General features: G+C 70.2%; 13 protein-coding genes. 8 read left to right on the top strand and 5 right to left on the bottom strand.

Features of this window, described 5'->3' with window-relative positions:
- Nucleotides 1-36: 36 nt before the first annotated feature.
- The 3 genes from QFZ82_RS11965 to eccE all read right to left on the bottom strand — a co-directional run bounded on the left by QFZ82_RS11965 (nucleotide 37) and on the right by eccE (nucleotide 5,243).
- Nucleotides 37-2,943: an SCO5717 family growth-regulating ATPase gene (locus QFZ82_RS11965; protein ID WP_307713155.1), complete on the bottom strand. Its 2,907-nt coding sequence runs from the start codon at nucleotides 2,941-2,943 to the stop codon at nucleotides 37-39.
- A 285-nt stretch (nucleotides 2,944-3,228) separates the two neighbouring features.
- Entirely contained in the window at nucleotides 3,229-3,948 is a 720-nt protein-coding gene (locus QFZ82_RS11960; RefSeq protein WP_307713154.1) for a hypothetical protein, read from the bottom strand.
- On the bottom strand, nucleotides 3,948-5,243 hold the full coding sequence (gene eccE / locus QFZ82_RS11955) for a type VII secretion protein EccE (RefSeq protein ID WP_307713153.1): 1,296 nt from the start codon (nucleotides 5,241-5,243) through the stop codon (nucleotides 3,948-3,950). The genes QFZ82_RS11960 and eccE overlap by 1 nt, the downstream gene beginning before the upstream one ends.
- A 222-nt stretch (nucleotides 5,244-5,465) precedes the next feature.
- Here eccE and eccB point away from each other — a divergent pair, with 222 nt between their 5' ends.
- The 4 genes from eccB (at nucleotide 5,466) to QFZ82_RS11935 (ending at nucleotide 9,414) form a co-directional block, all read left to right on the top strand.
- A complete protein-coding gene (eccB, locus tag QFZ82_RS11950) occupies nucleotides 5,466-7,007 on the top strand; it encodes a type VII secretion protein EccB (protein ID WP_307713152.1) in 1,542 nt (513 codons plus the stop codon).
- A 9-nt stretch (nucleotides 7,008-7,016) separates the two neighbouring features.
- Nucleotides 7,017-8,261 carry a type VII secretion-associated serine protease mycosin gene (gene mycP / locus QFZ82_RS11945; RefSeq protein ID WP_307713151.1) on the top strand — a complete coding sequence of 415 codons (1,245 nt, stop codon included), beginning with the start codon at nucleotides 7,017-7,019 and terminating at the stop codon, nucleotides 8,259-8,261.
- 452 nt (nucleotides 8,262-8,713) lie between these two features.
- The gene (locus QFZ82_RS11940; RefSeq protein ID WP_307713150.1) at nucleotides 8,714-9,055 is read left to right on the top strand and encodes a WXG100 family type VII secretion target; all 342 of its coding nucleotides are present in this window, start codon (nucleotides 8,714-8,716) and stop codon (nucleotides 9,053-9,055) included.
- A gap of 50 nt (nucleotides 9,056-9,105) precedes the next feature.
- Nucleotides 9,106-9,414 carry a WXG100 family type VII secretion target gene (locus QFZ82_RS11935; RefSeq protein WP_307713149.1) on the top strand — a complete coding sequence of 103 codons (309 nt, stop codon included), beginning with the start codon at nucleotides 9,106-9,108 and terminating at the stop codon, nucleotides 9,412-9,414.
- A gap of 72 nt (nucleotides 9,415-9,486) precedes the next feature.
- Here QFZ82_RS11935 and QFZ82_RS11930 read toward each other — a convergent pair whose 3' ends face one another.
- Nucleotides 9,487-9,720 (bottom strand): DUF397 domain-containing protein, encoded by a 234-nt coding sequence (locus QFZ82_RS11930; protein ID WP_307713148.1) that lies wholly within the window; start codon nucleotides 9,718-9,720, stop codon nucleotides 9,487-9,489.
- Nucleotides 9,721-9,814: 94 nt separating this feature from the next.
- Nucleotides 9,815-13,768, bottom strand: a complete 3,954-nt coding sequence (eccCa, locus tag QFZ82_RS11925) for a type VII secretion protein EccCa (protein ID WP_307713147.1) — start codon at nucleotides 13,766-13,768, stop codon at nucleotides 9,815-9,817.
- Between the two features lie 185 nt (nucleotides 13,769-13,953).
- Between eccCa and eccD the strand changes: the two genes are divergently transcribed.
- The 4 genes from eccD to QFZ82_RS11905 all read left to right on the top strand — a co-directional run bounded on the left by eccD (nucleotide 13,954) and on the right by QFZ82_RS11905 (nucleotide 19,805).
- Entirely contained in the window at nucleotides 13,954-15,438 is a 1,485-nt protein-coding gene (gene eccD, locus QFZ82_RS11920) for a type VII secretion integral membrane protein EccD (protein ID WP_307713146.1), read from the top strand.
- Nucleotides 15,439-15,625: 187 nt separating this feature from the next.
- The gene (gene rpsO, locus QFZ82_RS11915) at nucleotides 15,626-15,913 is read left to right on the top strand and encodes a 30S ribosomal protein S15 (RefSeq protein ID WP_030583699.1); all 288 of its coding nucleotides are present in this window, start codon (nucleotides 15,626-15,628) and stop codon (nucleotides 15,911-15,913) included.
- A 296-nt stretch (nucleotides 15,914-16,209) separates the two neighbouring features.
- A complete protein-coding gene (locus tag QFZ82_RS11910) occupies nucleotides 16,210-18,429 on the top strand; it encodes a polyribonucleotide nucleotidyltransferase (protein WP_307713145.1) in 2,220 nt (739 codons plus the stop codon).
- A complete protein-coding gene (locus QFZ82_RS11905) occupies nucleotides 18,426-19,805 on the top strand; it encodes a pitrilysin family protein (RefSeq protein WP_307713144.1) in 1,380 nt (459 codons plus the stop codon). Before QFZ82_RS11910 ends, QFZ82_RS11905 begins: the two co-directional genes overlap by 4 nt.
- Nucleotide 19,806: the final 1 nt, after the last annotated feature.

Here is a 19,806-nt window from a genome sequence, read left to right as displayed (position 1 = left end):
CGGTGCGGGCCCTCATTGGTTCAGACCTCTGTCGCCTTACTGCTGAGGGGCTGGCGGCGCCTGGGGCGGCTGCTGAGGCGGCCATCCGGCCGGCGGTACGGGCGCCTGCGGATCGGGCTGACCGGGAACGCCCGGCTGACCCGGAACGCCGGGTGTGCCGGGGTGTCCGGCCGCGCCGGGCGGCGGCCCGGCCGGCGTCGCGGGGGACTGTGCCTGCGACGGCGGCGACTGCTGCCAGCCCTGCGGCGGGTACCCCTGCTGCGGGCCTCCGTACGGTGGCTGCTGCTGCTGGGGGTGGTGCGGCTGCGGCGGATAGGGCTGCCCGGGCATCGGCTGCCCCGGGGGCTGGCCCTGCCACTGCGGCTGCCCCTGGCCCTGGTGGCCGGGCATCGGCGGGGCGGCCTGCGGCGGATGACTGGTGCCGTCGGCCGTCCACAGCCCCTGCTGCTGCTGCGCCCGCACGAAGTCCTCGGCGATCAGCGCCGAGAGGTTGAAGTACGCCTCACGCGTCTTCGGGCGCATCATGTCGAGGTCGACCTCGGCGCCGGCGGCCAGGTGCTCGTCGAAGGGCACCACGACGACACCGCGGCAGCGCGTCTGGAAGTGCTGCACGATGTCGTCGACCTTGATCATCTTTCCGGTCTCGCGCACCCCGGAGATGACGGTCACCGAACGCTGCACCAGCTCGGCGTACCCGTGTGCGGACAGCCAGTCCAGCGTCGTCGACGCACTGCTCGCGCCGTCGACGGACGGCGTGGAGATGATGATCAACTGGTCGGCGAGGTCCAGCACTCCGCGCATCGCGCTGTAGAGCAGACCCGTGCCGGAGTCCGTGAGGATGATCGGGTACTGCTTGCCGAGCACGTCGATCGCACGCCGGTAGTCCTCGTCGTTGAACGTCGTGGAGACGGCCGGGTCCACGTCGTTGGCGATGATCTCCAGCCCGGAGGGCGCCTGCGAGGTGAACCGGCGGATGTCCATGTACGAGTTGAGGTACGGGATCGCCTGGACGAGGTCACGGATGGTGGCCCCGGTCTCACGGCGCACCCGGCGCCCGAGCGTACCGGCGTCGGGGTTGGCGTCGATCGCGAGGATCTTGTCCTGGCGCTCGGTGGCGAGGGTCGCGCCGAGCGCGGTGGTCGTGGTCGTCTTGCCCACGCCGCCCTTGAGGCTGATGACCGCTATCCGGTAGCAGGAGAGCACCGGGGTCCGGATCAGGTCCAGCTTGCGCTGGCGCTCCGCCTCCTCCTTCTTGCCACCGAGCTTGAAGCGGGCGGCGCTGGAGGGATTACGGCTCGACTTGGGCTTCTGCTTGTTGTTGCGCAGCAGCCGGTCGGAGGAGAGCTCGACGGCGGCCGTGTACCCGAGGGGAGCACCGGGCACGGACCGCTCGCGCTGATCGTGCGTGACGGGCGTGGGCCACGCGCCACCGGTACGCGGGTCGACGGACGCGCCGGGGGCCTGCGGGGCGGGCGCCTGGGGAGGCAGCTGTCCCGGGTGGGCCGCCGGCGGGAGCGACTGGCCGGGCTGGGGCTGCTGCCCCTGGGCCGGAATGGGCAGGGGGGCGCTCGGGGCGGGCTGCCCGGGCTGCGCCGCCTGAGGGAAGCCGTAACCACCCTGCGGGGCAGGGGGGTTGGGAGCGGGCTGCGGCTGCGGCGGCTGCCCGTGCTGGGGGAAGCCGTAGCCGCCCGGCTGCTGGGGCTGCTGCGGGAAGCCGTAGCCGCTTTGCGGGGCGGGGGCGGGCTGCGCCGGCTGGGCGGGCTGTCCCGGCTGCGCTGCCTGCGGGAAGCCGTAACCACCGTGCGGGGCAGGCGTGGGAGCCGGGGCCGGGAGAGGCTGCGCCGGAGTGGCGGGCTGTGCCGGCTGTTCCTGCTGCGGGAAGCCGTAACCGCCCTGCGGAGCCGGAGCGTTGGCAGCGGGCTGCGGCTGCGGCTGCTGCCCGGGCTGCGGGAATCCGTAGCCGCCGTGCTGGCCGGGCGCGGGCCAGGGCGCCGACTGGTCGGCGGTGGGCGCGGGCCACTGCTGGGCGGGCGCCGGTGCGGCGGGCTGGTACGCGGGCGGCAGCGGCGGCAGTTCGCCCTGCGGAGCGGCGGCGGGCGGAGCGGCGGCCCACGGCTGGGCCTCGGCGGCGGGGGGAGCGCCCTGGGGCACGGAGTCCTGGACGTCGTCGGCAGCGGCCTCGCCGTCCGTGTCATCTGCCGGTGCGTCCTCGGCAGCCGCGTCGCGGGCCGAGGCGTCGGCCGGGGCGCCGTCCGAGGCGTCCGCCGGCTCGGCGGGGGCGTCGTCCGTGTCCGCGACGGCCAGGGGTGCGTCGACGGGCTCAACCGCTTCGGCGCCGCCCGCGGGTTCGGCCGCACCCTCGGTGCCTTCGGTGCCTTCGGTGCTGTCGGTGGCCTCGGCGTCTTCCGTGGCGGCGGAGCCCGGGGAGTCCTCGGTGTCCTTGACGGCGGCGAGTTCGGCCATCTCGCGCTTGAGCGCGGCGGGGGAGAAACGCATGGTGGCACCGCTCTCCAGATCGCCGCCCCCGAAGGGCTGCGACGAGGCGTCGTCCGCCGCGGGCGCGACCGCAGCGGCCGGCGGCGCCTGCTCGGCCGGAGCCGGAGCCGGAGCCGGAGCCGGAGCAGGGGCAGGAGCCAGAGCAGGCGGCGGTATGGCGGGGCCGGGCTCCTGGGCCGTCGGCGGGGCAGGCGGCGCCGGCGCCCAGTTCGGCTCGAAACCGCTGCCCGCGGGCAGCCCCGGCACGGCGACCGGAGCACCCTGCGGCGGAGGCGGGGTGTGCTGACCGGTGCTCCCGCCCGAGGTGTCGCCCGACGCGTTCTGCGTGTACCAGGCAGGCGGGGTGTAGTCGATGGTGAACTCACCCGTCAGCTCGGCGGGCTCCGCGTCGGACTCGTCGACGGGAAGGTTCCAGCCCCCGTGGATGTCGTCCCGATCGCCGTTCACTTTGCCTCCTGGTGTGGTCGAGCACCCTTGTGCCGTCGTGGGTGGGGGCCACCGTTGACTTCCGATCGGCCCGGCTCTCCCCCTGAGGACGCGGTGAACATGCCCGAGGGTTCTTCTGCCGCGCCCTGACCCACCCTAATCGCCAACAACACCACTCCGTCAGGCCCGCCCGCCCCCGGCCGCTGTCCTGTGCGTCACGCACTGGCCACATGTGACGCCGGTACGCCGGAGGGTGAAGAATCTCGTGGGGCAAACCGGTACAACTGCACCGAGATCCGGAGCCACTCAGTCCATCCGCCGGGCGCTGCCCAACAATCCGGTCTCGGCGTCGGTGGCCTGAGTCATGACGAATTGGCGATCCCGCTGAGTGCACCAGAGGGTCACGCCGTCCGCGAGGGTCGACAGCGCCTCCGTCTCGGGGCGCGGGAGGTGCATGATCCGACCGATCTGTACGGCTTCGTCGGGGGAGACCCGTTGGATTCCGACAAGACCGGACTTCTCCATCAACCGCGGGGCCACAGGGCTCAGATACGGCAGAAGAGTCACCACCGACTGCCAGGGGGCCGACACGACCCGGCCGCGCGGAGGGCGCATTCCGCAGTCGCGCACCACGACGACGGGGCTTCCGGCCGACGCACCCTGCGGCGGGACCCGGCCCACGTCGTGCAGGGAGATGCACTGCTGACCGCCGCCGGCCGCCTGAGCGAGCGCCGTCCACACGTGCGCCCGACCGGTCTCGACGGTGACCCGCGCACCCGTAGCAGCGGCGCGCAGCGCGAGCACCTGCGCCGTCCACAGGCCGCCGATCAGCGTGACGTCGTAGGCCGTGGGGCGGTTGATGCCGAGGACGGCCGGCCTGCCTTCGGCGTCCACGCCGATGACGACGCCGTCATCGCCCACGGGGAGCGACACCGAGGCCAGTTGGTCCACCGACATCGCATGGCGGTCGCGGCGTGGTCCGATCAGTCCGAAGCCGAGGCGTGGCTTGGCGGCGGGTGCAGACATCAGCGGGCTCCCCCGAGCGGCAGTGTGGCGAGCATGCCGGGCAGTTGCTCACGGTCGAGTCGCACCAGCCCGGTCTTCACCCCGCGTGCGGCGCGCTCGAGTTCATGTCGTGCGGCGACCAGTTCCTCGTCGCTGCGCCCCGTGATGCGGACATGGCCGGTGACGGTGACGCCCTGCCGGTCGCCTTGGCCGAGCGTGAGACTGAAGGTGGTGGCCAGCGCCGGGATCGAGGTCAGCAGGGCGACCAGCTGAGGCATCGAGGTTCCGCCCGCGCCCAACTGCGGCCAGCGGCCCACCCAGTACGTCGTGTGCCGGCGGTCGTCCACACGCCAGGTGCGCGAGGTCTCCTTCGTCCGGCGGGTCGGGATCTCCGCCCGGCCGGCCTGGGCGATCGCCATCGGACTGGCGCACGACGAGGTGGCGATAGCAGCGGTCAGTTCCTGCTCGGTCAGTACGGTCGCCCGGAAGCCGGCGCCGGTCAGCCGGCTCGCCAGCTGGTCCGCGGCGCGCACGAGACACTTCTGGGCACCCTCCAGGCCGCCACCGCGGGCAGCCACGGCCTCCGGGCACAGCTCCGGGTCCAGCTTGAGCGCGACCCAGGTGATGCGCAGCGCCGGGGATCCCGTCTGTGCCTGCAACGGGGCGTAATTGCGGGAGGCGATCGACTGCTGAGGAAGGTGCGGTGCGGGCGCGGGCTGCGTGTGCTGGACGATCTGCGCGGACTCCAGCCGGATGCCGTCCACGTTCATCACGTCGCGCACGAGCGTCATGGGCAGCGGCCGCGAGGTCCGGTCGGGACGCAGGGCCGTCGCATCCGCTTCGACCTGCAGTACGGCCGTCAGGAACGTGCCGTCGCCGATCATCCCCACCGGGCGGCGGTCTCGGTCGCTGTGGGTGTACGTACGCAGGGCAGGGTCGCATTCCACGACCGGCGCGAGACCGGGCTCCGTACCAGGCGCCGGGACGAAGGAGTTCGCCCGGCGGCTACGCGAGCGCAGCGCGAAGACGGTTGAGAGCCACTCAGGCAGCGAACGCTTGTGCCGCCGTACGACCGCGAGCAGCACCAGCAGTGCCGCCACCACGCCTGCCGGAACCAGCAGCAGCGGCTCGACGACCCAGGCCACGAGGAGCAGGGCGGCGGCGACCTCGATCAGTACGAGTTGTTGCAGTCGGAACGAACCGAAGTGTCCGGGCCTGGCCTTCAGCCGGGGTGCGGCCTGTCCCGGTGTCGGAGCGGCGGCCCGTTCGGGAGCGCGCCTGCGGGCTGCCGAGCGCGCCCGCGTCGCGGAAGCCATTATTCGGGCACCCCCCAGTTCATTAGGCCCCAATTCATCCCGATCACCCCTGTCCGGCCCTGTCCCAGCAGGGCCTCCGGCGGCTGGATCACCCTACCCGCCCCACAAGCACCGTCGATCAACAGGCATAGTAGGGGGCCGGTCCGGCATACAGGGCCGGGGGACCGTGCTCACCACCGGGCCCCGCGCGAGGAACAGTGCCTTCTTTACCAATGGGGACTCATGGCATCACGGCGGGATGAGCTCAACGCGTACACCTTCGCGAAGAAGCGCACGGTGGCGGCATTCCTCCAACCCTCGCCGTCCGGCACGGAGGAAGGCGCTCCCCGGCCGCTGCGGGCCATCGTCCCCGGGCTGATCGTCGGGGCCCTGATCGTCGCTGGATTCGGCGCCTTCGGCATGTTCAAGCCGAAGGCGCCCAACAACTGGGCCGCGCCCGGGACTCAGGTCATCGTGGGCAAGGACTCCACCACCCGGTACGTGGTGCTGCAGACCGGTAAGGGCAAGGAGAAGAAGACGCTCCTGCACCCTGTGCTGAATCTTGCCTCCGCCCGACTGCTGCTCACCCCGGACCAGTTCAAGGTGATCCAGGTGAGCGACGACATCCTCGACGCCGGCAAGCCGCCGCGCGGCCCGATCCTCGGCATTCCGTACGCCCCCGACCGGCTGCCCAGCGAGAAGGAGGCGGGCAAGGCCAAGCGCTGGGCCGTGTGCGAGCAGCCGGGCGCGGGCAAGGGGGCGTCCGTGCAGAAGGCCACGTTCATCTTCGGCGACCGTGATGCCGCCCGGACCGAGGGCAGGTACAAGCTGAGCGGCGGCCAGGTCCTCTACGTCGAGGGCGACGACGGACGGCGCTATCTGGTGGACGCGAGCGGAACGAAGTACCTGGTACGCGGCGCCGAGCCGGAAGCCGAGAAGCTCACCCGCGCTCTCGTGGCCAGCAACAAGCCCCAGCGCGTCACCGACGACTGGCTCGCCACCCTGCACGACGGCAGCCCCATCGACTTTCCCGTCGTCAGCGGCCAGGTCGCGACTCCGGCAGGCGCGGGCGGCGGACTGACGCCGGAGCAGGACAAGGTCGGCATGGTCCTGAAGGCCCAGACGGGCACAGGGTGGCAGCACTACGTCGTGCTCCCCGGGAAGGTCCAGCCGGTCTCCGACTTCACCGCCTGGCTGCTCATCAACTCGCCGCAGACCGACAAGCTCGACATGCGGGGCGAGGCGACAGGGGTCGACGCCCAGTCGATCGCTCCGGAGCCGGATTTCTTCGCCGCGGAGAAGCGCTGGCCCTCCCTGCGGGCCACCCAGGTGAACTCCCCGAGCGGTGGCCGTGACACGGTCTGCAGCGTGCTGCGGAAAGTCGACGACAAGGGGCGCACGACCCTGTCCACCTGGGCCGGTTCCGCCTACCCGGCGGAGATCACCGCGGGTGGCACCAGCACGTACGTCACCCCCGGTTCCGGACTGCTGTACACGCAGGTCCAGGGTCGGCAGACCAAGCCGGACGGTTCCCTCTTCCTCGTGACCGACACCGGACTGCGCTATGCCGTCCAGGCGAACGGCGACAGCGACGCCGACCGGTCGGAGATCGGCACCGGCGGTCAGGACAAGCAGCAGGACGGCCGTCCCGAGCCCAGCCAGGCACAGATCCGGCTCGGCTACGGCAAGATCTCGCCGTCGTCCGTGCCGATCGTCTGGTCGGAGTTCCTGTCCAAGGGCCCCCGCCTCGACACCAACAGCGCCCGCCAGCCGCAGGGTTCGTAAGGGGTGCCCATGCCATCTCCGTTCCGCAAGACCGTCCTGCTCGCGGCCGCCGCGGCGCTGACCGGCCTCGCCGCGGCGACGCCGGCCGCGTACGCCGCCGAGTTGCCGCACGGACTCGGCATCAACGGCAGCGGCGAGTGCACGTTCCCGATGAAGCAGCAGATCGCGGGCATCCCCTGGCCGCTTCAGCGGATCCTGTTCGACGAGCTGTGGCAGGACACCAAGGGCAAGGGCGTACAGGTCGCCGTCATCGACACCGGCGTGGACAACGACAACGTCCAGCTCAAGTCGGCCGTCGACGCCTCGTCCGGCAAGGACCTGCTGAAGCCGGACAAGAACAACACTGACGACAAGCGCGGCAAGACCGACGGCACGGTCGACCTGGTGGGCCATGGCACCAAGGTCGCGGGCATCATCGCGGCACGGCCGCGCAAGGGGACGGGCTTCGTCGGCATAGCACCCGAGGCGACGATCATCCCGATCCGCCAGAACGACGAGAACAACAGCGGTGACGACCGCACGATGGCCGTGGCGATCGGCCACGCCATCGACAAGGGCGCCGACGTCATCAACATCTCGCAGGACACCACCAAGCCTCTGTCGCTGGACTCCGACCTCAACAGAGCCGTGCAGCGTGCCATCGACGCGGGAATCGTCGTCGTCGCCTCGGCAGGCAACGACGGAATGGACGGCAAGATCAGGAACACGTACCCGGCGGCTTTCCCGGGCGTGCTCGCCGTCGCCTCCTCGGATCGCAACAACGAGCGGGCCGCCTTTTCCCAGGCGGGCGAATTCGTGGGCGTCGCCGCCCCGGGTGTCGACGTCGTCTCGACGGTTCCCGGCAACGGTCAGTGCGTCGACAACGGAACGAGCTTCTCCGCCCCGTACGTCGCCGGTGTCGCCGCCCTGCTGAAGGCCAAGCACCCCAAGTGGGAACCGGCGCAGATCATCGCGGAGATCGAGCAGACGGCCACGCGCAGCGTCAACGGCCGGGACAACTTCGTCGGCTGGGGGGTCATCGACCCGGTCCGGGCGCTGAGCGGGGACGACGAACCGCAGGAGGCCGCCCGCCCCGACCCCGGCCCTCCGAAGCCGCCGGCCCCCGAGCCCGCGCATCTGGCCATGTCGGAAACGGTTCAGGAACGCAATGAGCGCTATGCAACCTACGCGCTGGGGATCGGCGTCGTACTGGTGGCCGTGATCGGCGGTACGGCAACGGTCATCCGGGACGCGCGGGGCAAAAGGGTCCCGTGAGCCCGATCTCCTTGCCTGGCTTTGCAGTTGGAACTGTCGTAGGCAGAGGTTAGAGTGACGGAGACTTTCACACTTGTGTGACCGGGGGAGGGGCGCTGTGGCTGATGCCGCCGGGCGCGAGCAGGCGGGGGACAGGTCTCCCCATGCCCCGTACGGCATGACGGCGCCCGCCGATCCGGGCGAACCCACGCCGGACGGAAGGCAGTTCGCGGCCGACGCGTCGAGGAGCTGCCCGAGTGCCTGTGCCTTCCCCCTCCGTCCGACCCCAGTACTTCGCCCTCTCCTGACACCACGGGGGCGAGCGGCAAGGACCACGCGGAGCCCTGGGGGCTCCGCCGTGACCGAGGCCGTGGCAGTGCGGGTGCGCATCAGGAGAGCGTGACCGTGAACAGGAATCAGACACCCCGGGACGCGTGTGCCGGGGTTCGGGACCCAAGAGCGAGGAGCTCCACATGACCGAGGGCGCTGGTGGTTTCGGACTTGCCGATGACCCGATCGTCAAGGCCAAGAACAAGATCAACCAGACCGCTGGAGAGGTGACGAAGCAGGCGAGGGAGCTGGCCGACATCATCGCGACGGTCAGCGCCGGCTGGACCGGTGTCGGCGCCTCGGGCTTCGTCTCGGCACAGAACCTCATCAACGAGGATCACGACGCCATCCGTCGTCTGCTCAACATCCTGCACAACGCGGTGGGCGAGACCAAGAACCTCAGCAACGCGAACGACGACGAGGTCCTGGCCGCATTCAACGCCGCCAAGGCCCAGTCCAACACGTCCGGCCTGAACGGCGTCTGACCGCTTCCGCCGACCGGCACAGACCCACCAACACGTACGGAGGAGAAACGATGGCTGGAGCAGACCCGAACACCCGGGTACGGTACGAGAGCGTCCAGGAGATGGCGAACCGCATCCGTACGGTGTCGCGGAACATCATCAAGGACCTCGAGGAGATGGACGCCGCGCTCACCGTCGTCACCGGTACCTGGGACGGTGAAGCCCACCGGGAGTACGTCGCCCTGCAGAAGAAGTACAAGGGCAAGGCGATCGACATGCGTGACCGTCTCGACAAGATCGCCCAGCTGATCGAGCAGGGCAAGGACGGTTACCGCCACACGGACAAGAAGGCCTCTTCGCTGTTCACCGAGGGGTTCTGACCACGAGTCACGAACAGAGGGGCACGCTCGGCATCGAGCGTGCCCCTCGTCGCGTCCGGCAGACCGTCGGGCCTACTTCAGGTCGAACTCACCGTCCCGCGCCCCGAGTACGAAAGCACGCCACTCGGCCTCGGTGTAACGCAGCACGGTGTCCCGGTCCAGCGAGGACCGCATGGCGACACCACCGCCCGGCAGATGCGCGATCTCGACGCGTTCCTCCTCCGGGCTCGTTCCGGGTGCGCCCTGCCACTCCACCCCACTGATGTCGAGCGCGTACAGCTCGTCCTTCTCCTGCTGAGTTCCCATGAGACGTTCGCCCTTCACGCGGTGGTGGAACAGTGACTCCGGACCAGTATCGGCGCCGGCATCCGGCGGCAGGGGCTGAACGGCCCGACCTCGGCTACATCTGCGCCAGCTGCCCGACCTGGATCAGCGGGTTGCCTCGCCTGCGCGACGCGAAGTACCCCCGGCCCTGCGGCATCGGCTGAGGCCGGACCCTGCCGATCAGATCACCCTCGGTCGGGTCGCCGGACAGCACCACGCCCTGCGCGCCCAGTTCCATGATGCGCTGCATGAACGGCTCGTACATGGCACGCGAAGCGCCTGCCGAGTTCCGTGCGATCACGAAGCGGATGCCGGTGTCACGGGCGAACGGAAGGTATTCCGCGAGCGGCGCCAGGGGGTTCCCCGAGCTCGTGGCCACCAGGTCGAAGTCGTCGATCATGATGAAGATCTGCGGTCCCGTCCACCAGCTGCGGTCCCTCAGTTGCTGAGGCGTGACGTCGGCGGGCGGCTGGCGTCGTTCGAAGACGCCGGCCAGGGCCTCCATGTGCATCTGCATCGAACTGGCCATCGGCGCGTATTCGAGCAGATGCTGTTCCGGAAGAGCGCCCAGCAGCGTCCGGCGGTAGTCGCCCACGACGAGCTTCGCCTCGTCGGCGCCGTACCGCTCGGAGATCTGCTTCGCGATCAGCCTCAGCAGGTTCGTCTTGCCCGACTCGCTCTCGCCGAAAATCATGAAGAACGGGTCGGACTCGAAGTCGACGAACACCGGCTCCAAGTTCGTCTCGTCGATGCCGATGGCGACGCCGTGCTGCGGGAACTCGAAGCCCTTGGGCAGCTGCTCGGCCGGCAGCTTCCGCGGCAGCAGGCGGACCGAAGGGGCCGCAGGCCCCTGCCAGTTGCTCCTGACCGACCGTACGAACGCCGCTGTGCCCTCCGACAGATCGCCCGAGCTGCTGATCGAGTCGATACGCGGCAGGGCGGTCATGAAGTGGAGCTTCTCGGGCACCTGACCGCGGCCCGGGACGCCCGTCGGGACGTTCGCGGCGACCTTGCGGTCGAACTCGGAGTCCATGACGTCACCGAGGCGCAGCTCCAGGCGGCCGAGCATCTGGTCCTTGAGCGCCGCACGCACCTCCATATAACGCGCTGCGGTGATCACGACATGAATTCCGTAACCCAGACCTCGCGCGGCGAGATCGGCGACGATCGGCTCCAGCATCTCGTAGTCGTTCTTGAAGCCGCCCCAGCCGTCGATGACGAGGAAGACGTCTCCCCATGCCTCGCCCGGCAGTTCGCCCGCGGCTCGCTTGCGCCGGTAGGTCGCGATCGAGTCGATGCCGTTGGCGCGGAAGAACTCCTCGCGCCGGTTGAGCACACCGAGCACCTCGGCCACCGTCCGCCGCACGCGCTCCGGGTCGAGGCGCGAGGCGATGCCACCCACATGCGGAAGGTCCGCGAGGGCCGACAGACCGCCACCACCGAAGTCGAGGCCGTAGAACTGCACTTCGCTCGGCGTGTGCGTGAGAGCGAACGACGAGATGAGCGTGCGCATCATCGTCGACTTGCCGGACTGGGGACCACCGACCACCATCATGTGGCCCGCGGCGCCGGAGAAGTCCCGGTACAGCACCTCGCGGCGCTGTTCGAACGGCTTGTCGATCAGGCCCAGCGGCACGATCAGGCCGCCCGGCCGCGTGTACTCGGTCGCGGTCAGGCCGCGGTCCGCCGTCGGCGCGATGCTGGGCAGCAACTGGTCCAGGGTGGGGGCCTGGTCCAGCGGGGGCAGCCACACCTGATGCGCGGGGACGCCCTGACCCTCCAGCCGGCGCACGATGACGTCCAGCACCGTGTCCGCGAGTGCGTCGTCCTCGGCGGTCGCCGCGGCGGCAGTCTGCGAGGGATCGGGTGCTGCGTAGACCACGGGGACCGGAGCCGCCGTGAAGAGCGCCGGCCGGCGCTCGATGGGCAGCTGGCCGACCGGCAGGTCCGGCCCGCCGGTGCGGTACGTGCCCGAGACGTAGGCGGCCTTGAACCGGGTCATCTCGTCGGTGCCGAACTTGAGGTAGCCCGATCCGGGGACCGACGGCAGGTGGTAGGCGTCGGGCACGCCGATGGCCGTACGCGATTCGGCGGCCGAGAAGGTCCGCAGACCGATGCGGTACGAGAGGTACGTGTCGAGACCGCGCAGCTTGCCCTCTTCCAGGCGCTGCGAGGCCAGCAGCAGATGCACACCCAGCGAACGGCCGATGCGGCCGATCTGGATGAACATGTCGATGAAGTCCGGCTTGGCGGTGAGCAGTTCGGAGAACTCGTCGAGCACCAGCACCAGTGAGGCCAGCGGCTCGAGCGCGGCTCCGGCCGCGCGCGCCTTCTCGTAGTCGTGGATGTTGGCGTAGTTGCCCGACTTGTGCAACAGCTCCTGACGGCGCTGGAGTTCACCACGGATCGCGTCGCCCATGCGGTCGACCAGGGTGAGGTCGTCGGAGAGGTTGGTGATCACGGCGGCGACGTGCGGCATCTGGGACATGCCGGCGAAGGTGGCGCCGCCCTTGAAGTCGGCGAGGACGAAGTTCAGGGTTTCGGAGGAGTGGGTGACGGCGAGTCCGAGGACCAGCGTCCGCAGCAGCTCCGACTTTCCGGAACCGGTGGCGCCCACGCACAGTCCGTGCGGGCCCATGCCGTCCTGCGCGGCCTCCTTGAGGTCCAGCATGACCGGCTGGCCGTCCTCGCCGACACCGATCGGCACCCGCAGCCGCTCGGCCACCGACCGCGGCCGCCAGGTGCGGGCGACGTCGATCCCGGCCGCGTCCCCGAGGTTCAGCAGGTCGGTGAAGTCGAGGTTGGCCAGCAGCGGTTCGTCGTCGTCCCCGCCGCCCATGCGCAAGGGCGCGAGCTGACGGGCGAGTGCCTCGGCGGCAGGAAGCGAGATTCCGTCCGGGACCCCCTCGTACGCCACCCGGCTGCCCGACTCCAGCCGCAGGCGGCCGGGCCGAACAACCACCGACAGTCCGCCGCGGGGCTCGTCGAGGTTTCCCGGGACGAGCTCGACGATGGTGACGCCCTGAAGGCCTTCGGGCGCCGCGAACAGGGAGTCGGGCGGCACCATGCCGCCGTCCAGGACCACGACGATGTGCGGCTGGTCCAGCACCGGCTGACTCTCCCGGCTGAACCGCGGCCTGCCGTCGAGCCGGTTGTGCAGCAACTGCTCCAGTTCGCCGAGGTCGTCGCCGAACAGCCGCTTGCTTCCGGCACCGTCCACCTGGCCCGGAACCTGGGTGTGCGGAAGCCACTTCGTCCAGTCCCAGCGCGAAACGGCCCCCGGTGCGGCCACCACGGCGAGCACGAGGTCGTCGGGCGAGTGCAGCGTCACCAACTGCGAAACCAGCGCCCGCGCCGTCGACTGGGCGGACTCGGGCTCGCCGGAGACCGTCACGTGGTAGAAGGCACGCATCGAGACAGCCATCGGCAGACCGTCCAGCGACCCGTGCACCGCCAGGAACTGCTGCATGGCGCCGGCCGCCAGCGGCTCCAACTCGTCGACGGGCGCGGTGTCGGGGGCCACAAGGGGCGTCGCGAGCTGCTGAGCACCGAGCCCGACACGTACCTGGCCGAAGTCCTTGTCGCCCACCCGGCGTTCCCACACGCGCGACCCCTCGGCCACCACGGACCAGAGCTGCTCGGGAGCAGGGTGCAGGTAGAGCTGCGCGTCGCGCTGCCTGCGCGCGGTCCTGCGCACCGTGCGGCGCGTCTGCGCGAGGTATTTGAGGTAGTCGCGCCGGACATCTGCCATTTGCCCCTGCGTACCACGGCGGTACCTGACGACCTGCGCGACCACCATCGCCACCGTCGACACCAGCATCAGCACGCCCATGATGCGCATGAACGGCGGCGCCTGCGGCGAGAAGAAGAAGACCACCGACGAGCCCATGCCGAGGACCGGCAGGACCTGCATCAGCATGCCCTCCTGCTGTCCCCGCGGCAGCTCCGGCGGGGCCTCCAGCGTCAGCTCCTCCGTGGGTACTTCGGGCGGCAGCGACCTCGGCGGGCGTTTCACGACGATCTGGCTCACCGGAGCATCAATCCCTCGATACGGACGGAAGACGGACGGGCACCTTCCGCTCCGGCGCCCCCGTGACTGCCTTTGCTGCGGACTTCCCTCCGCGCGACGGTGATCCTACTTGCAGACCCATCCCCGGTGTCCCGGTAGGGTGGCGCGCGCATCGTGCGCAACCGCGAATCAGGGGGTCCACACACGTGAGTACGACCGCAGCGACCGGCTTCTGCCGCGTGACCGTCGTGGCGCCGGACAGTCGCATCGATGTCGCACTCCCCGAGGACATCGCCGTCGCCGACGTCTACCCGGAGATTCTGCGGCTCACCGGTCAGACGCAGGCACCGGGGACCCCGACGGGGTATCACCTGGTGCGCCGCGACGGCACGGTGCTCGATGGCGCTCGCTCGCTCTCCGCCCAGCAGGTGCTCGACGGCGAGGTCCTCAGCCTGCGTCCCTTCGCGGAGTCGCTCCCGCCGGCCGTCTTCGACGACGTCTCCGACGCCGTCGCCTCCGCCGTCGTCCGCGACCGTCATCTGTGGGGCGACGAACTTCTGCGCGTCGCGGGCCTCGTCGGCGGTGTCCTGCTGCTCGTCCTGATGGGCTTCGTGCTTTGGTTCGCCGACCCGGTCCGGCACGACATGCACAGCCTGCCCGGCATCGTCGCGGGCTCGGCCGGTGTGCTCCTCACCGCCTTCGCGGGCGTACGGGCGCGGGTCTACGGCGACCGGGCCACCGCAGTCGCCCTGGGGCTCGGCGCTCTGCCGCTGCTGCTCATCGCCGGCTCGGGGATCGTCGGCCCGGCAACCGGTGAAGGCCCCGGGCGCCTGCAGTTCCTCCTCGGCTGTGTGACCGTGCTCGTCGCCTCCGTCACCCTGGTCGTGCTGGCGCCGAGCGGCGACGCCCCGTTCGTGGCCGCCACCTTCCTGTCGGTCACCGGGACGGTGGCCACCTTCGCCGCGATCCTGACCGAGGCATCGGCCACCGGCACGGCCGCCGTCGTCGCACCCGTCGCCATCGGTCTCGTCGCCTTCCTCCCCGGCCTGTCGGCGCGGTTCGCCCGCCTGCCCATCGGCTACGCCTCGCCGCGCAGTTCCACCGACGACGACTACGACGCAGGTGCCTACGGAGACCAGCACGAAGCCCCCGCGGCGCAGCCCGTCGACGCGGAGCGGATCGCCGCCCAGGCCCGCCGCGGCCACGAGATGCTTCTCGGACTGGTCGGTGGCTGTGCAGCGGTCGTGGTCGGCAGCGCCGCCGTGCTCGGTTTCTCCAGCAACATCTGGGGCCAGTTCCTCGCCCTGGGCGCCGGTCTCGCCATGCTGCTGCGCGCCCGGCTCTTCCGGTACACGTCACAGGTCACCTGCGCGCTCGCCGCCGGCATCGCCGCCATCGCGCTGCTGGTGCTCGGCCTCTCCCTGAACCCGCCCGTGGACCTGGTCAGGGAGCTGATGATGTACGGGGACCGAGGCGGCCTGGACATCCGTACGATCTGGCTCACCGCGGCGGTGGCGGCCGGCGCCGCACTGACCACCGCGATCGGCCTGATCATCCCGAAGAAGGGCCTCTCGCCCTTCTGGGGCCGCTTGCTCGACATCACCGAGGGTGCCGTCCTGCTCTCGCTGGTGCCGCTCTGCCTGGCGGTGCTCGAGGTCTTCGACGCCGCCCGTTCCATGACCGGCAAGTAGCCCACCGGTCCAAGCGTCCTGAACACCCTGGTACCCTGTGTAACGGCCGTTTGTGTACGCGATCCCCGGAGCCCCCTCGGGCTCTGGAACAGCGCTCATCGGACCTTCGCCTCCGAGTCACGGAAGCTCCCCTGAGACCAAGACCAGGGGCACTCGTGGGCGCATCGAACACCCAGAGGAGTACCGAGTGTCTCTCGACGCCGCTACGAAGAAGCAGATCATCGCCGAGTTCGGCACCAAGGAGGGCGACACCGGTTCCCCCGAGGTCCAGGTCGCGATGCTCTCCCGCCGCATCTCGGACCTGACCGAGCACCTCAAGACGCACAAGCACGACCACCACTCCCGTCGTGGTCTGCTGATCCTTGTCGGCCAGCGCCGCCGTCTGCTGCAGTACCTGGCCAAGAAGGACATCCAGCGCTTCCGTACGCTGGTCGACCGGCTCGGCATCCGCCGTGGTGCGGCCGGCGCCAAGTAAGACGCCGTGAAGGGAGCGGTTCCCACCGACGGGGGGCCGCTCCCTTTGCTGTACGCACGGCTGTCGTCGCGCTGTACGTGCGCGACGGACCGGACGGCAATTAGTCTGGTCGCACAACGACACACTCATCGAGCGCGAGAAGACGCCTCCTCGCCGCCGGTCCTCGGTAGTGGCCCCCGGACACATTCCGGGTGCTTCGATCGAAGACCGGCCCGCACCCAAGGCGTGCTTCTCCGCCACCGTTCCGCCACCACACGGGTGCCGGACGAAAAGACGACACGTAGGAGAAATCGCTAGTGGAGAACGAGACCCACTACGCCGAGGCCGTCATCGACAACGGCGCCTTCGGCACCCGCACCATCCGCTTCGAGACGGGCCGCCTGGCCAAGCAGGCCGCCGGTTCCGCCGTGGCGTACCTGGACGACGACACCATGGTGCTGTCGGCCACCACCGCTTCGAAGAAGCCCAAGGACCAGCTCGACTTCTTCCCCCTCACGGTGGACGTCGAGGAGCGGATGTACTCGGCCGGCAAGATCCCCGGCTCCTTCTTCCGCCGGGAGGGCCGGCCCTCCGAGGACGCGATCCTCACCTGCCGCCTGATCGACCGCCCGCTGCGCCCGTCCTTCAAGAAGGGCCTGCGCAACGAGATCCAGATCGTCGAGACGATCATGGCGCTCAACCCCGATCACCTCTACGACGTGATCGCGATCAACGCCGCCTCCTGCTCCACGCAGCTCGCCGGCCTGCCCTTCTCCGGCCCCATCGGCGGCACCCGTGTCGCGCTGATCAAGGGCCAGTGGGTCGCGTTCCCGACGCACACCGAGCTCGAGGACGCCGTCTTCGACATGGTGGTCGCCGGCCGCGTCCTGGAGGACGGCGACGTCGCGATCATGATGGTCGAGGCCGAGGCCACCGAGAAGACGATCGAGCTCGTCAAGGGCGGTGCCGAGGCGCCGACCGAGGAGATCGTCGCCGCCGGTCTCGAGGCCGCGAAGCCGTTCATCAAGGTCCTGTGCAAGGCGCAGGCGGACCTCGCCGCCAAGGCCGCCAAGCCCGAGGGCGAGTTCCCGGTCTTCCTCGACTACGAGGACGACGTCTACGCCGCCCTGTCCGACGCGGTCAAGGACGAGCTCGCCCAGGCGCTCACCATCGCCGGCAAGCAGGAGCGCGAGACCGAGCTGGACCGCGTCAAGGCGGTCGCCGCCGAGAAGCTGCTCCCGGCCTTCGAGGGCCGCGAGAAGGAGATCTCGGCCGCGTACCGCTCGCTGACCAAGGCCCTGGTGCGCGAGCGCGTCATCAAGGACAAGGTCCGCATCGACGGCCGTGGCGTCACGGACATCCGTACGCTCGCAGCCGAGGTCGAGGCGATCCCGCGCGTGCACGGCTCGGCGCTGTTCGAGCGTGGCGAGACCCAGATCCTGGGCGTCACCACCCTGAACATGCTCCGCATGGAGCAGCAGCTGGACACCCTCTCCCCGGTGACCCGCAAGCGCTACATGCACAACTACAACTTCCCGCCGTACTCCACCGGTGAGACCGGCCGCGTCGGTTCCCCGAAGCGCCGCGAGATCGGCCACGGCGCGCTCGCCGAGCGCGCTCTCGTGCCGGTGCTGCCGACGCGCGAGGAGTTCCCGTACGCGATCCGTCAGGTGTCCGAGGCCCTCGGCTCCAACGGCTCGACGTCCATGGGCTCGGTCTGCGCCTCCACCATGTCGCTGCTGAACGCCGGTGTGCCGCTGAAGGCCCCCGTCGCCGGTATCGCCATGGGTCTGATCTCCCAGGAGATCGACGGCGAGACCCACTACGTCACCCTCACCGACATCCTCGGTGCGGAGGACGCCTTCGGTGACATGGACTTCAAGGTCGCCGGCACCAAGGAGTTCGTCACCGCCCTCCAGCTCGACACCAAGCTGGACGGCATCCCGGCCTCCGTCCTGGCCGCGGCCCTCAAGCAGGCCCGCGACGCCCGCCTCCACATCCTCGACGTGATGATGGAAGCGATCGACACCCCGGACGAGATGTCCCCGAACGCCCCGCGGATCATCACCGTCAAGATCCCCGTGGACAAGATCGGCGAGGTCATCGGCCCCAAGGGCAAGATGATCAACCAGATCCAGGAGGACACCGGCGCCGAGATCACGATCGAGGACGACGGCACCATCTACATCGGTGCCGCCGACGGCCCGGCCGCCGAGGCCGCCCGCGCCACGATCAACGGCATCGCCAACCCGACCATGCCGGAGGTCGGCGAGCGCTACCTGGGCACCGTCGTCAAGACGACCACCTTCGGTGCGTTCGTGTCCCTGCTCCCGGGCAAGGACGGCCTGCTGCACATCTCGCAGATCCGCAAGCTCGCCGGCGGCAAGCGCGTGGAGAACGTCGAGGACGTCGTCGCCGTGGGCTCGAAGGTCCAGGTCGAGATCGCCGAGATCGACTCGCGCGGCAAGCTCTCCCTGATCCCCGTGATCGAGGGCGGCGAAGAGAGCGACGAGAACAAGGACGACACCGACAAGTGACGTCCCGTAGTTCCAGGACGACGGCCCGCACCTCCTCGGAGGCGCGGGCCGTCGCCCGTACCCAAACCCTGCTCAAGGGCAAGGACGGCATCGGCACGGTCCGGCGCACCACCCTGCCCGGCGGTCTGCGCGTCGTCACCGAGACGCTGCCGTCCGTACGCTCCGCCACCTTCGGGATCTGGGCGAACGTCGGCTCACGTGACGAGACGCCGTCACTCGGCGGCGCCACCCACTACCTCGAGCACCTCCTGTTCAAGGGCACGAGCCGGCGTTCCGCCCTCGACATCTCCGCCGCCATCGACGCGGTGGGCGGCGAGATGAACGCCTTCACGGCCAAGGAGTACACCTGCTACTACGCGCGGGTGCTCGACACGGACCTGCCGCTCGCCATCGACGTCGTGTGCGACATGCTCACGGGCTCGCTCATCCTCGAAGAGGACGTCGACATCGAGCGCGGCGCGATCCTCGAAGAGATCGCGATGACCGAGGACGACCCGGGCGACTGCGTGCACGACCTGTTCGCGCACACCATGTTCGGCGACTCCCCGCTCGGCCGGCCGGTCCTCGGCACCGTCGACACCGTCAACGCGCTCACGGCGGACCGCATCCGGCGCTTCTACAAGAAGCACTACGACCCCACCCACCTGATCGTCGCCGCCGCGGGCAACGTCGACCACGCCACGGTCGTACGCCAGGTCCGCCGCGCCTTCGAGAGGGCCGGCGCCCTCTCCCGTACGGACGCGGTCCCCACGCCGCCCCGCGACGGAAGCCGCGCCCTGCGCACCGCCGGCAGGGTCGAGCACCTGAACCGCAAGACCGAGCAGGCCCACATCGTCCTCGGCATGCCGGGCCTCGCCCGCACCGACGACCGCCGCTGGGCCCTCGGCGTCCTGAACACCGCGCTCGGCGGCGGCATGTCCTCGCGCCTCTTCCAGGAGGTCCGCGAGAAGCGCGGCCTGGCCTACAGCGTGTACTCGTACACGTCGGGCTTCGCCGACACGGGACTGTTCGGTGTCTACGCGGGCTGCCGGCCGAGCCAGATCCACGACGTCCTCAAGATCTGCCGGGACGAACTCGACCGGGTCGCGGTGGAGGGCCTGTCCGACGAGGAGATCGGCCGCGCCATCGGGCAGCTCGCCGGTTCGACGGTCCTCGGCCTGGAGGACACGGGCGCGCTCATGAACCGCATCGGCAAGAGCGAGCTGTGCTGGGGTTCCCAGATGTCGGTCGACGAGATGCTCGCCCGGATATCGGCCGTCACCCCCGACGAGGTGCGGGCGGTGGCCGGTGACATCCTGGGGCAGCGTCCGTCGCTTTCGGTCATCGGCCCGCTCAAGGACAAGCAGGCCGACCGCCTGCACGAAGCGGTCTCGTAAT

The organism is Streptomyces sp. V4I23 (assembly GCF_030817975.1).
Lineage (GTDB): Bacteria > Actinomycetota > Actinomycetes > Streptomycetales > Streptomycetaceae > Streptomyces.
The sequence above is the reverse complement of the archived record's forward strand: the minus strand, read 5'-3'. Positions and strand labels throughout refer to the sequence as shown.

What these genes read in the sequence shown, in the direction of transcription:
- mycP (WP_307713151.1), top strand. Translation starts at nt 7,017, where the DNA reads ATGCCATCTCCGTTCCGCAAGACCGTCCTGCTCGCGGCCGCCGCGGCG.
- QFZ82_RS11940 (WP_307713150.1), top strand. Translation starts at nt 8,714, where the DNA reads ATGACCGAGGGCGCTGGTGGTTTCGGACTTGCCGATGACCCGATCGTC.
- QFZ82_RS11935 (WP_307713149.1), top strand. Translation starts at nt 9,106, where the DNA reads ATGGCTGGAGCAGACCCGAACACCCGGGTACGGTACGAGAGCGTCCAG.
- eccE (WP_307713153.1), bottom strand. Translation starts at nt 5,243, where the DNA reads ATGGCTTCCGCGACGCGGGCGCGCTCGGCAGCCCGCAGGCGCGCTCCC.
- eccB (WP_307713152.1), top strand. Translation starts at nt 5,466, where the DNA reads ATGGCATCACGGCGGGATGAGCTCAACGCGTACACCTTCGCGAAGAAG.
- QFZ82_RS11960 (WP_307713154.1), bottom strand. Translation starts at nt 3,948, where the DNA reads ATGTCTGCACCCGCCGCCAAGCCACGCCTCGGCTTCGGACTGATCGGA.
- QFZ82_RS11930 (WP_307713148.1), bottom strand. Translation starts at nt 9,720, where the DNA reads ATGGGAACTCAGCAGGAGAAGGACGAGCTGTACGCGCTCGACATCAGT.